This is a genomic window from Teredinibacter sp. KSP-S5-2 (assembly GCF_032773895.1).
Lineage (GTDB): Bacteria > Pseudomonadota > Gammaproteobacteria > Pseudomonadales > Cellvibrionaceae.
The window spans coordinates 589,747-603,225 of record NZ_CP120416.1; the positions used below are offsets into that span (position 1 = coordinate 589,747).

11 protein-coding genes are annotated in these 13,479 nt (G+C 45.7%); 8 read left to right on the forward strand and 3 right to left on the reverse strand.

Translation table 11 applies throughout. The annotated features are described in order from the left end of the window. Positions 1–384 precede the first annotated feature (384 nt). A complete protein-coding gene (gene ggt, locus P5V12_RS02770) occupies positions 385–2,076 on the forward strand; it encodes a gamma-glutamyltransferase (RefSeq protein ID WP_316955708.1) in 1,692 nt (563 codons plus the stop codon). Here the strand turns inward: ggt and P5V12_RS02775 are convergent. After that, a complete protein-coding gene (locus tag P5V12_RS02775) occupies positions 2,067–3,008 on the reverse strand; it encodes a tRNA-dihydrouridine synthase family protein (RefSeq protein ID WP_316955709.1) in 942 nt (313 codons plus the stop codon). The two genes, ggt and P5V12_RS02775, sit on opposite strands and share 10 nt — an antisense overlap. Before the next feature lie 315 nt (positions 3,009–3,323). On the opposite strand from P5V12_RS02775, the gene P5V12_RS02780 reads away from it, so the two are divergent. From P5V12_RS02780 to P5V12_RS02800, 5 genes are all read left to right on the forward strand, one after another. Next, entirely contained in the window at positions 3,324–3,572 is a 249-nt protein-coding gene (locus P5V12_RS02780; RefSeq protein ID WP_316955710.1) for an OadG family protein, read from the forward strand. A gap of 53 nt (positions 3,573–3,625) precedes the next feature. After that, on the forward strand, positions 3,626–5,416 hold the full coding sequence (oadA, locus tag P5V12_RS02785) for a sodium-extruding oxaloacetate decarboxylase subunit alpha (protein WP_316955711.1): 1,791 nt from the start codon (positions 3,626–3,628) through the stop codon (positions 5,414–5,416). Between the two features lie 10 nt (positions 5,417–5,426). After that, entirely contained in the window at positions 5,427–6,740 is a 1,314-nt protein-coding gene (locus tag P5V12_RS02790) for a sodium ion-translocating decarboxylase subunit beta (protein WP_316957403.1), read from the forward strand. A gap of 229 nt (positions 6,741–6,969) precedes the next feature. Beyond that, entirely contained in the window at positions 6,970–8,430 is a 1,461-nt protein-coding gene (pyk, locus tag P5V12_RS02795) for a pyruvate kinase (protein WP_316955712.1), read from the forward strand. A gap of 470 nt (positions 8,431–8,900) precedes the next feature. Then, complete coding sequence (locus P5V12_RS02800; protein ID WP_316955713.1) at positions 8,901–10,502, forward strand: peroxidase family protein; 1,602 nt, start codon at positions 8,901–8,903, stop codon at positions 10,500–10,502. A gap of 113 nt (positions 10,503–10,615) precedes the next feature. Here the strand turns inward: P5V12_RS02800 and P5V12_RS02805 are convergent, their stop codons facing one another. Beyond that, positions 10,616–11,116, reverse strand: a complete 501-nt coding sequence (locus tag P5V12_RS02805) for an SCP2 domain-containing protein (RefSeq protein ID WP_316955714.1) — start codon at positions 11,114–11,116, stop codon at positions 10,616–10,618. A gap of 127 nt (positions 11,117–11,243) precedes the next feature. On the opposite strand from P5V12_RS02805, the gene P5V12_RS02810 reads away from it, so the two are divergent. Both P5V12_RS02810 and P5V12_RS02815 read left to right on the forward strand, forming a co-directional pair. Next, entirely contained in the window at positions 11,244–12,239 is a 996-nt protein-coding gene (locus P5V12_RS02810; RefSeq protein ID WP_316955715.1) for a peptidase U32 family protein, read from the forward strand. Then, entirely contained in the window at positions 12,236–13,123 is an 888-nt protein-coding gene (locus P5V12_RS02815; protein WP_316955716.1) for a U32 family peptidase, read from the forward strand. The genes P5V12_RS02810 and P5V12_RS02815 overlap by 4 nt, the downstream gene beginning before the upstream one ends. Positions 13,124–13,195: 72 nt before the next feature. Here P5V12_RS02815 and P5V12_RS02820 read toward each other — a convergent pair whose 3' ends face one another. Beyond that, positions 13,196–13,432 (reverse strand): hypothetical protein, encoded by a 237-nt coding sequence (locus P5V12_RS02820; RefSeq protein WP_316955717.1) that lies wholly within the window; start codon positions 13,430–13,432, stop codon positions 13,196–13,198. Between the last annotated feature and the right edge of the window lie 47 nt (positions 13,433–13,479).

Below are 13,479 nucleotides of genomic sequence, written 5' to 3' on the forward strand. Positions count from 1 at the left end.
TAAATCCGTACAATGCCGCCGCACAGAAGAAACGATAACAATAACTCTTATTTTCTACTGAATATGTTGAGTTGTTGTGGAGTGAGGGTCTGTACAACTCTTAAGTCGAGCAAGGCGCCATGCCGCTTTGCCGTATCGATTTGGAGGTGTGTAAATGTGTTACATACGCTTATTGGCGCTTCAGCATCAAATCATTTCTCGTGGTCGGATGTGTGGCGCAATGAAGATTTCTGGGGCAAGAAGCGGTAGTTTCTGGTTCTAGTTGTCGAACTTTTTGCGGGGTTTTGCCCCGCACCTTTCCCTTCTTAATTCATATTCTCGCCATTGGGATTCTGCGCTATTCCCGATACACTTGCCGCTAAAAAACAGTGATGGAGTCGAGCAGTGAACCTTTTCAAGTTAATACTTTGTTTGTGGTTTTTTTTCAGAGCTGTCTGTGTTTACGCGGATTCTCAAGGCTATGCGCAGGTTACAAAAGATGGCTACGGCGCAATTGCTTCGGTTAATCCCCTGGCGACTCAAGCGGGTTTAAACGCTTTTGCTGATGGCGGTAATGCTGTGGATGCGGCTTTGGCGGTGGCATTTACCCTTGGGGTGGTGGATGGCCACAACTCAGGTATTGGTGGTGGCTGCTTTATTTTGGTTCGCACTGCAAATGGTGAGGTGTTAGCAATCGACGGTCGAGAGGAAGCTCCGGCATTGGCTCATCGGGATATGTTTCTTAAGGATGGTAAGGTTCAGCCTGAATGGAGTAAGTCTGGCTCGCTTGCCATTGGTATTCCGGGGTCTGTCGCCGCGTTAGATGCGTTACAGCGTCAAGCGGGTAAATTGAAGTTAAAGGATGTCATTCTTCCTGCAGCAGGTGTGGCTGAACAGGGCTTTGCAGTAGATCAGGTTTTTGCTGCGCGTTTGGCCAGAGTGGCAGATACGGTGAAACAATACCCTGCAACAGCGCAAGTGTATTTTGATAAACAAGGGGAACCGCTTAAAGCGGGAGACCGTTTGATTCAAAAGGACTTGGCCAAAACCTATCGCAAAATTGGTAAGCATGGGCCGGATTATTTTTACCAGGGGAAATTCGCCAAAGCGGTTGACCGCTGGATGAAGAAAAATAATGGGCTGGTTCGCTACGATGATTTTAAAAATTATCACATTATTATGCGTCAGCCTATCCAGTCGCAGTTTCATGAATACACTATTTATGGTTTTCCGCCACCGAGTTCTGGTGGTGTGCATATTGCGCAAATGCTGAATATTTTGCAGAACTACGATTTTGCAAGACTGGATGAGATTAATCGAACCCATTTGCTTATTGAAACCATGAAATTGGCGTTTGCTGATCGAGCCTATTGGTTGGGCGACCCCGCCTTTGCCAAGGTGCCAAAAGGGTTAATGGCAAAAACCTATGCGGATGAATTGAGTAAAAAAATCACCTTGGATAAGGTTTCGATTGTTGAAAAGCATGGTATGCCGCCGAAATTTGATACGGATATATTTAATAAACACACGACTCATATTGCCACTGCAGACAAAGATGGCAACTGGGTAGCTATTACCACGACCGTGAACACCAGCTTTGGCAGTAAAGTGATTATTCCCGGCACGGGGGTGGTGATGAATAATCAGATGGATGATTTTTCTGCTCTTCCTGGGGTGCCCAATGCGTTTGGTTTGGTTGGGGCCGAAGCCAATGCGGTGCAACCGGGCAAGCGGCCTTTGTCCAGTATGAGTCCAACACTTGTTTTGAAAGGCGATAAACCGGTTTTAACCTTGGGGGCAGCAGGTGGCCCAACCATTATTACTCAAGTCCTTCAGGTAATTGTGAAACAGCTGGCGCTGGGTATGCCGCTGGAAGAAAGCATGTCGTCGGTTCGAGTTCATCACCAATGGAAACCGGATACACTTTTGATTGATGGTTTTGCTTCGGACGAGTTAAAACAGGGGCTAAAGAAAAAAGGCCATGCAATGCGTGACTGGCCTGGTTTTGGTGCAACCCAGGCAATTAGTTGGGATGAAGACAAAGGCTTTACCGCTGTGGCGGAACCGAGATTGATCGAGCGAAATAATCAGGAATAATGATTTTTTAATGCAGTGTCTATTATAGAAAAATCCCGCGTTTTTTTTATGGACTCAAATAACGCGGCGGCTTCCGTGTAGTGTCGAGATAAATAATGCAGCCACTGTTTTGCGCGGTTACCCGTATATTTTTTGGGGTAAGCGGCACAGGTTTCCAGAAAAAACTGGTGAAGGTGTTGGGCGATTTCACTCCAGGGCATGGGAGTATACTCATGACCCTGGCAGTAGGCTTTTATTTCTTTTGCGAGGTCGGGGTGAGCAAGTAATCCGCGGCCAAGCATAAAATCTTCGCACAGAGATTCTTCCCTGCACTGGATAAAGTCTTTCAAATTCCATATTTCGCCGTTGGCCACCACAGGTATTTTTACTGCCTGTTTTATTTCGCCAATATATTTCCAGTATGCGGGTGGGTTATAGCCATCCTGTTTTGATCGCGCGTGAACGATAAGTTCGTTTGCACCTGCTTGTTCGATTGCTTGCGCATTGCGCAGGTAGCTGTCACGTTCCTGATAGCCCAAACGAATTTTGGCGGTGACGGGTATTGAAGGCGGAACCTGTTCTCTTACCTGGGAAACGATTTGATAGATTAGATCCGTATCGTCGAGTAAACAGGCTCCACCGCGATTGCGGTTTACGGTTTTTGCTGGGCAACCAAAATTGAGATCGATTGCGGGTGCTCCCAGTTTTGCGGCTTTTCTGGCGCTTAAAGCCAAGGCTTCTGGGTTACTGCCAAGAAGTTGTATGCGTGTGGGTATTTTAGGCTGCGCTTGCGTGAGTTCAGGACTATATTTGATAAACACTTTTCTTGGCAGGGTGTGATCACATACCCGTACAAATTCTGTGACATATATATCCACGCCCCCGATCACTTGCATGACTCTACGCATGTGGTGGTCAACAACACCTTCCATTGGGGCAAGGAAAATTCTCATAGCTTTTATATGGGGATAAGTAACAGAGGACGGGCAGTCTATCAGCCTGGTGTTGGTTTGAGAAATTTATGGGCTTTTACTTGATTTAGACCGGGCTCATTATGACAGCAACCCAAGTAAAATATGGAATGTTGCACTTGCTCAATAGGGGCGTTTTTCATTATCTTATGCGACCGTGCTCAAGCAGGCGCGTATAAAAATGCTTATATTATTAACCGGTGTAACCACTAACTAATTGATAATTAAAGAGTTTTGCCAGTCAAAACCCGTCGGTTATCTTAAACTGTTTCTGGTAGTTACCTTTCGGAGTGACAGATGCAAGAAACCCTTTCTACGACATCGCTAGTGTCAAATGGTATGGATCTGATGATCTATGGTATGGGCACTGTGTTTGTTTTTCTTACTCTTCTCGTTATCGCGACCCTTGCTATGTCCTACATCGTAGGAAATTATTTCGCAGAATCTCCTGAAGAAGTCAGCGCGAAACCCGCGGGCAATATCAGCCCAAGAACATTGGCGGTAATTCAAGCGGCAGTTCAAGAGCATAGAGCGAAACATAAGTAAGCACCGTATTAACCTGACCTAGGCATAAATAAAATCATTGGGGGCAGATGTAAATGACTGAAACAAAAAAACCTCTGGGCATTACTGATGTAGTCTTACGAGACGCGCACCAGTCGCTATTCGCTACGCGTATGCGTATTGATGACATGTTGCCGATCGCAGAGAAGCTGGATCAGGTTGGTTTTTGGTCTCTGGAAACCTGGGGTGGCGCAACATTTGATGCGTGTATCCGCTTTTTGGGCGAAGACCCCTGGGATCGAATTCGTGAATTGAAAAAAGCGATACCAAATACGCCACACGCCATGTTATTCCGTGGCCAAAATATTCTTGGGTATCGTCACTATGCTGATGACGTAGTTGAGAAGTTCGTAGAACGGTGTGCGGTTAACGGTGTTGACGTATTCCGTGTATTCGACGCGATGAACGACATGCGTAATATCGAAACCGCGATGAAAGCGGTTAAGAAACAAGGTAAGCATGCGCAAGGCACTATTTCTTATACAGAAAGTCCTGTCCATGATATTGCAGCCTGGGTCGACCAAGGTAAGGTCATTGAAGACATGGGCGCAGACTCTATTGTTATTAAAGATATGGCCGGTTTGTTAAAGCCATATGTTGCATACGAACTGGTTAAAAAATTGAAAGCCAGTTGTGATATTCCTATTCACATGCACTGCCACGCCACAACCGGCTTGGCGCATTCAACAATCCTTAAAGCAGCAGAAGCTGGTATTGATAATGTGGACACATCGATTTCCACAATGTCGACAACCTATGGTCACAGCCCAACAGAAACGATTGTTGCTGCGCTTCAAGGTACAGAACGAGATACCGGCCTGGATCTGGCCAAACTTGAAGAAATTGCGTTGTATTTCCGCGATGTGCGTAAGAAGTATGCGAAGTGGGAAGGTGCGCTTAAAGGTATCGATTCTCGAATTCTTACAGCCCAAGTTCCTGGCGGCATGTTGACTAACATGGAAGGCCAGTTGAAAGAGCAAGGTGCTGAAGATAAGTTGGATGCTGTACTGGAGGAAATCCCACGAGTACGAAAAGACTTGGGTTACATTCCTTTGGTTACACCAACCTCACAAATTGTGGGTACTCAGGCGGTTATTAACGTACTGACTGGCGAGCGTTACAAGTCTATTTCAAAAGAAACACGCGGTATTCTTCGCGGTGAATACGGTGTTGCTCCTGCGCCAATGAACAAAGAGCTTCAGGCGAAGGTGTTGGAAGAAGGTGAAGAAGTGGTGACCTGTCGTCCAGCAGACCTTTTAGCGCCAGAGCTGGAGACACTTGCTGCTGATCTGAAATCGATTGCTGCGGAAAAAGGCCTCAAGCTGGCGGAAGGTGAGCGCGAAATTGATGACGTGCTTACTTATTCTTTGTTCCCTCAAGTTGGTCTTAAGTTCATTACTAACCGTGGTAATCCGGACGCATTCGAACCGGCTCCAACAGGTAACGAAAGCACTCTTGTTCATGCTGACAACGGCGATGAGGTTTACACCGTTACTGTTGAAGGTAAAGAGTACACCGTGACCGTGAGCAATGGCGGCGAGCTAACTGGCATCGTGCAGTTGGGCAGCTCTCACGCTGGTCCAAGCGCTGGTTCAGACAAAGAAGTGTCTGGTGGCGACCCTGTGAATGCACCACTAGCCGGAAATATTTTCCGCGTTATGGTTTCTCCAGGTCAGTCAGTTGAAGAAGGGGATACCCTGCTGGTACTTGAAGCAATGAAGATGGAAACGCAGGTATCTGCTCCTAAGGCTGGCGTAATTGGCAACATCAGCGTGAAAGAAGGAGATACTGTTGCTGTTGGCGACCTCCTTCTCACCATCGCTTAAGGGGTCGACAATGGAGAATTTTATCGGCCTTTGGCAAGACTCCGGTCTTTATCAGATGCATTTTGGACAGCTGTCCATGATGGTTATCTGCCTACTTTTATTGTTCCTCGCTATTCGCAAAGGCTTTGAGCCTTTGCTTCTAGTGCCCATTGGATTCGGCGGTATTTTAGCGAATATCCCCGGTGCAGGTTTGGCCTTGCCTGCCGCTGAGAGTGCTATTTATGCGGCAGATCCTGTGGTTCTGAAAACCCTGGCCCAGCTATTGAATATTGACCCTGCAACGTCATTAAAAGCGTTTATAGCGGCATATGAGTCGGCTTCACCTGCGGTACATGCAGCGGTTGCTGAAGCTGCAGTGAATGCGGGTTATCACAACGGTATGTTGTATAACTTCTATTCGGTTGCCATTGCCAGTGGTGCTGCGCCTTTGATTATCTTTATGGGCGTGGGTGCGATGACTGACTTTGGTCCATTGCTGGCGAACCCCAAAACGTTGTTCCTGGGGGCAGCTGCCCAGTTCGGGATCTTCTTTACGGTGCTTGGTGCTGTTGGTCTTTCCGCTGCAGGTCTTATGGACTTCAGCATTGCGGATGCGGCGGCTATCGGCATTATCGGTGGTGCGGACGGTCCTACGGCAATTTATGTGGCCAGTAAGCTTTCCCCTGATCTGCTAGGTGCGATTGCGGTTGCAGCATATTCCTATATGGCGTTGGTACCAATGATCCAGCCGCCAATTATGAAGGCTTTGACTTCCGAAGAAGAACGTCGCATCGAAATGACCCAGCTCCGAACAGTTAGCAAGCGGGAGAAGATCGCTTTCCCTATCTTGTTGCTCATTCTTGTTGCGCTATTGTTACCTGATGCGGCCCCACTACTCGGGATGTTCTGTTTTGGTAACCTAATGAAAGAGTGTGGCGTGGTTGATCGTTTGTCTGATACTGCACAAAATGCCTTGATCAACATTACCACCATATTCTTAGGCTTATCAGTCGGTTCTAAATTGGCTGCAGATAAGTTCCTTGATCCAAAAACCATGGGTATTCTCGTGCTGGGCGTGATTGCCTTTGCCGTTGGTACTGCGATGGGTGTGCTTATGGCGAAGCTGATGAACAAGGTCAGCAAGCAGAAGATCAACCCATTGATTGGTTCTGCTGGCGTATCGGCTGTACCTATGGCTGCAAGGGTATCGAATAAGGTTGGGCTTGAGGCGAATCCTCATAACTTCCTGTTGATGCACGCGATGGGTCCTAATGTGGCAGGTGTGATTGGTTCAGCTGTTGCAGCAGGTGTAATGATTTCAATGGTCTCAGGAATGGGGCAGTAGTTTTGAATCGCTGGGCTTTTGCCCAGCGATTATCCCTTCTCAACGCTGAAATCTTCTGCAAAACCTCAATTTCAGTGCTCGAAATAATACGATAGTCATTTAACCCCTATATAATTTAGGGGATATGGGTAGAAATTTCCCGTTTTGCAGACTTATTTTTCATACTTGCGGCCACTTGTAGTAGAATGCCGCACGATTTTTTATTGGTACCACATTCCGGAGCTTTTTTATGTATCGACGTACAAAAATTGTTAGTACTTTAGGTCCAGCTACTGACGAACCTGGCATCCTTGAGAAGATTATCCTTGCGGGTGTCAATGTTGTACGTATGAACTTCTCACACGGAAGTCCAGAAGACCACATGCGTAGAGCCAATGCTGTACGCGATGTAGCCAAAAAACATGGCAAGGTGGTCGCAATTTTGGGTGACTTACAAGGCCCAAAAATTCGTATAGCCCGTTTCGCTGAAGGCCCTGTTGTGTTGGCCGAAGGGGATAAGTTTGTTCTTGATGCTTCTCTTGGTCGTGAAGAAGGAAACCAGGAAAAAGTTGGTATCGACTATAAAGAGTTACCAAACGATGTAAATCCTGGGGATCTTTTGTTACTGGATGACGGTCGAGTTATCCTTCAGGTAGATAGCGTTGATGGTCCAGCCATCCAAACAACCGTAACGGTTGGCGGTAAATTGTCCAATAACAAGGGAATCAACCGTCAAGGTGGTGGTTTGAGCGCTCCAGCCCTTACTTCCAAAGACCGTGAAGACATCAAAACCGCTGTGGAAATCGGCGTTGATTATCTTGCTGTTTCATTCCCCCGCTCTGCCGACGATATGAATTTGGCTCGCCAACTAGTGCGTGAAGCCGGTGGCAACATCTATATGGTGGCGAAAGTTGAACGTGCAGAAGCAGTAGAATCTGATGAAGTTCTGGACGATATTATTCTTGCTTCTGATGCTGTAATGGTTGCCCGCGGTGACTTGGGCGTGGAAATTGGTGATGCTCAACTTATTGCTGTTCAGAAGCACATTATTGAGCGTGCCCGTGCGCTGAACCGTTGTGTTATCACTGCGACACAAATGATGGAAACCATGATTAGCAGCCCTTTACCCACGCGTGCGGAAGTCTTCGACGTGGCTAACGCGGTGATTGATGGTACGGATGCGGTGATGCTTTCTGCTGAAACGGCTGCTGGTAAATACCCGGTGCAAACAGTTGAAGCTATGGTTCGAGTGATCCTTGGGGCGGAAAAACACCCTCAAGCCGAATCGGCTCCTAGCCGTCCTTCCGGTGGTTACACCTCCTGTGATCAAACGATTGCCCGTGCAGCAATGTACGCCGCGCATGAAATGACTGGAGTGAAGTGTATTGTGGCGATGACTGAGTCAGGTTCTACACCACTGTTGATGTCTCGTTTTGGTGCAAGATTGCCGATCTTTGCATTTTCCCGAAACTACTCCACGTTGCGTCGTGCTGCACTTTTCCGCGGTGTACAGCCTGTTTGGTTTGACAGTGACAATATTGCTCCATCGGATGTTAACCAAAAAGCAATCGACGTATTGCTTGAGAAAAATATTATTGAAGAAAATGATTTTATTATCATTTCTAAAGGGGACCATCAGAATATTCATGGAGGCACGAACACCATGAAAATTGCTCAAGCGGGTCATGTTGCCCCTTCATACGGTGGCTAATATAGCTTTATTTCCTTTAAAAAGCCCTGCAATGCAGGGCTTTTTTTTGTCCCGCTTTTAATGCTTTGAATAGAATATGTGAACGTTTGTTCGGGACGGAGCCTGCGATTGTTATCTTTCTCTAACGACGGCTTTCTCACCTCTCTTGTTGTCTTTTACTTTTATAAACAAAGTTGTTTGGTCATTCTTGTTTCCTAAATATCTGTCAGAGAAAACGGCACAGGGGGATGTTGTTGTGTCTACCTGTGAAGAAAAGCCGCTGAGGGATTAAATCCGTGCTATTTTTTTAAAGATACTTTGGGGATACGGCCTGTGCTCCAAGTTTTTAATTAGAAAGAAACATCTGCTGATGTTATTGAGATGACATCTTAAAACCATATTATTGTCATCGATTTCCTTTTTTCGGTCGGCATTTTATTCATACATAGCCTTTTAGTGTTGCAAGCTCAATAGGGTGGAGGGATTTTTGGATGAGCAAAATAAAAATAGCATTGAAGATTACCAGGTACATTCCTTTTCTTCATAAGTACGTAAATCGATTTGCGACAAATTATATTTGCAAGGAGATTCCAGGAAGGCCGAGAGCGTTCAGTTTATGGTCGCATATTCCTAAGCCTCCAGAGCCGCCATCGTTATCCTACGATGAACAAGGGCCGATAGGAGAGTATACGACCTGGCCGATGTTGACCGATAAAAAATTCTCCGCCCGACATCTGCCACCAGCTGAAAAAACCTATATCGATAGCTTGCCTGAAGACACAGAGTTTAATCCTCAGGCGGACAAGCAAGGTGAGGTTACCTCGTTGTTCCTTCGTCAGGGAGAAATGAAGAAAGATCGTTCTTCGATGTTGTTTATGTTTTTTGCCCAGTGGTTTACCGACAGTGTGTTGCGAATAAACCCCTTGGATAGAAGGCAAAATACCTCGAATCATAATATTGATTTGTGCCAGATTTATGGCTTGACCGAAGCGGCAGCAAACGTTTTACGTTCGCATGAAGGAGGGCGACTACGTAGTCAGATAATCAACGGTGAAGAATTCCTGGACTATTTGTGTGAGCAAAACGGCAATGGGAAAGTGCAGATAAAAGACCATTACCATGACTTGCCGTATGTGCAAAAAGGTCTCGCTGAGCTTCTATTTAAAAATTTACCCGATGAACGAAAATTAAAGCTGTATGCCACAGGTTTGGAAAGAGGCAATTCATCCATTGGCTATGTTGCGGTAAGTACGTTGTTTATGCGCGAGCATAATCGTATTTGTGGTGAGTTGAAAAAACGAAATCCAGATTGGGATGATGAGCGTTTATTCCAAACGGCACGTTTGATCAATATGGCAATTTTAATGAAATTAACTATTGTTGATTACATTAACCATATTGCGGGTAATCGATTATTTGAGTTTGATACCCGCTTTGCAGAAAAAAAATCCTGGTACAGGTTGCCGTGGATTGCTTTGGAGTTTGACTTACTTTATCGTTGGCACGGCCTAATTCCTGACAGTATGAAAGTGGATGATGCGGTGGTTAGTCAGACCGATTATCGCTTTAATAATGGATTGTTGGAGCAGATTGGATTAGCAAAAGCGATTCATGCATCCTCTACGCAAAACGCAGGAAAAATAGGTTTGCAAAACTCTCCAAAATGGATGTTGGGAGCTGAATACGCCATGATTCGTATGGGACGGGATTTCCGTTTGAAACCATATAATGAGTATCGGAAGTTGTTTAAGCTTTCTCCTATTTGTTCGTTTCAGGAGTTAACCGGAGATAAGGAGTTGGCAGATAAGTTAGAAAACCTGTATGGGCATATTGATAAATTAGAGTACACCGTGGGGTTGTTTGCCGAGAAGAAAAATGGCGATCAGCTGTTCGGTGATTTATTAAATGCCATGGTGTCGTACGACGCATTTACGCAGATATATACCAACCCTTTGTTGTCTAAAAACGTCTATCATGCTCGTACATTGACTCAATACGGACTGGATCTGATTGATGCGACGCAATCTGTGCAGGATTTGGCAACTCGAAACTTACAAAACCCAGACGGTATTATTGCCAAGTTTTCAATGTAAATGCATTTATATTGTTTAAGTCTGTAGGCGTGTATCTGTATACGCTTAAAAATAGGCCACCTTATCCAGGTGGCTTTTTTTGGCTATCCATTCCCTGTATTTTACGTGTTAACTTAGGGTTTGCTACGAATGGCTTTAATGTAAGACTGCAGAATTCCCCAGGAAAAGGCGTCATCGTCAATTAATGGATGGTTTTCAAAAAAGGATTTGAACTCAAGTGCCAGTTCGGTATCACCTCCAATTGACATTTCCCGGCTGAAAAACAAGGTGTCAGGATCCGCCTCTTGACTGAACAGTTGAAAAAAATTATCAAAATTGCTGCTAATGGTCGCGTTAGTTTCTACAGCATTCTGAAAAACACGAATTTTTCCACTTGCCAGGGTAAATGCCCAACTTTGATTGATATCTTTTACTGTAAGTAAAATCGTTTTATCACGTAAAAAATCCAGGTCACCGTCGTTGATTTGGGTGCGGTACAGCTTATTGAGTATTTCACTTGCGGCATAATTAAAAGGTGCCATCGGCAAGAGTGAAAAAGAATGCTTAGCCAATTGGGGGAGGCTTGAGTGTACCTTTGCGGGTAATTTTTGTATATCGAAGTAGGTAACAGCCATTTCGCCAGCCTTTATTATTGGGTAAATCGTAAGATTGTATGTTCACTTGACCGTGAATTATTAATTTGAATCAAAGGAACGCTATCCGAGCAAGAATAAAATCCAGCATTTGAGTTCAGGAGACCCCATGGAATTACTTTGCCCAGCAGGAAGTATTGCCTCTCTGAAAGCAGCGATTGAGAACGGCGCAGATTCTGTCTATATCGGTTTGAAGAATGGAACGAACGCCCGTTGTTTCGCAGGTTTGAATTTCACTGATAATGACCTGAACCGAGCCGGCAAGCTTGTTTCTGAGCGACGAAAAAAACTGCTTATTGCCATCAATACATTCGCCCACCCCGGCGACGTTAAGCTTTGGTTCCATGCTGTGGATAAAGCCGTCGATATGGGGGCGAGTGCCATTATTGTCTCTGATATTGCGGTGATGGAGTATTGTGCCAATCGATACCCGAATATGCCATTACATGTTTCCGTACAGGCATCCGCGACTAATCTTGCCGCTCTGGACTTCTACCGGCAGAACTTCAATGCCACGCGTGCCGTCCTGCCGCGTGTGCTGTCCAAGGAGCAAGTTAAATCACTTGCTGAGTCCTCACCAATGGAGCTGGAGGTTTTTGCTTATGGCAGTCTCTGTATCATGGCTGAGGGGCGTTGTTACCTGTCATCTTATCTCACTGGTGAGTCGCCAAATACCTGTGGCGCTTGTTCCCCTGCCAAGTATGTCGAGTGGCGGGAAGAAAACGACGTGCTTGAAACTCGTTTGAATGGTTTTTTGATTGATCGATTTGCTCCGGGGGAACATGCGGGTTATCCCACTTTGTGCAAAGGGCGTTATGTGGTGGATGGCCATACCTACCATATTTTGGAAGAGCCCACGAGTTTGAATACCCTAGACCTTTTGCCCGAATTACTGCAGATGGGTATCGCTGCGGTCAAAATTGAAGGGCGTCAGCGAAGCCCCGCGTATGTTGCGCAAGTTACCAAAGTCTGGCGTGAAGCGATTGATCAAGCTAAGCGTCAGTTGCATGACTTTATACCTACGGTGGAACAAACCCAGGTTCTGGAAAAACTATCGGAAGGCAAGCAAATGACCCTTGGTGCTTATTCGAGGAAATGGCAATGACAACAACAAACAACCTGACCTCGAAATTGAAAACATCTCTCGGGCCAATTCTTTACTACTGGCGTAAAGCGGATGTGGAGGCGTTTTATGATCGTGTTGCATCAAGCCTGGTGGATATCGTTTACCTGGGTGAAACCGTCTGTGGTAAACGTTCTGAGTTGAAACGAAATGATTGGTTAGTTATCGCTAACAAACTGAAAGAGTCAGGAAAGGAGGTGGTTCTTTCATCTCTAGCGCTAATAGAGTCAGCAGGTGATTTAACGCTGGTTAAAAGCTTGTGTGAACAGGAAGACTTTGTCGTCGAGGCCAACGATGTCAGTGCCATTCATTTGCTCGCGCAGAAGGGCTTGCCTTTCGTGGTGGGCCCCGCGGTCAACTGCTATAACGCAGAAACGCTAAATACCTTTTTGAATCTGGGAATGAGTCGATGGGTATTACCGGTAGAGTTGTCTAAATCCTGGTTACAGCAAGTGCTGTTGGATTGTGATGCTTTGGGTATACGGGAAAGGTTGAATATCGAGGTATTTGTCCATGGCCACTTACCCTTGGCCTACTCCGCGAGGTGCTTTACTGCCAGGTCTGAAAACCGGGATAAAAGTGAGTGTGAGCGGTGTTGTATTCATTACCCAAAAGGAAGAACAGCCTTCAATCAGGATAATCAGGAAATGTTTGTCTTAAATGGCATCCAGACGCTTTCTGGCAGTTGTCACAATATCTTGTCTGACTTGGGGAATATGTCAGGTATTGTTGATATCGCACGGTTTAGCCCTGAAGAGGACGCTACATTGGCGCTTTTAGCCTGTAATGGAGATTATTCTGAGAAGCAATGTTCTCAGGGGGTGAATGGCTATTGGTTTGGTGCCGAGGGCATATCCGTTCAGTGATAAGGTCAAAAGGCTGAACAGCCGCCGTTGGCTGCGAGGTTGGCCACAAGCAACCTCGCATGATGATTTATCCTATTTGGCTTTTCGGGCAGCAAACTCTGCGACAGGTGCCAGGAAGCGCGTATCCGGAATTTCTTCGTCTTCCAAATCCAATAGGGATTCACTTTTGTACTTTGTGTCAAAGACCAAATATTTAAAATCAATTTCTGTTAGCGCTTCCTGAACCTTGTTTTCAATAAGCGCGATTTCGTCTTTGTCTAGTGGTTGATCTGTGTAACCGCAATCTACTTTCAAAATAATGGTTGGCATAATAAACCTCTTGTGGCATCTTTGTTTTGTTGAAGTTTTTGGCGACA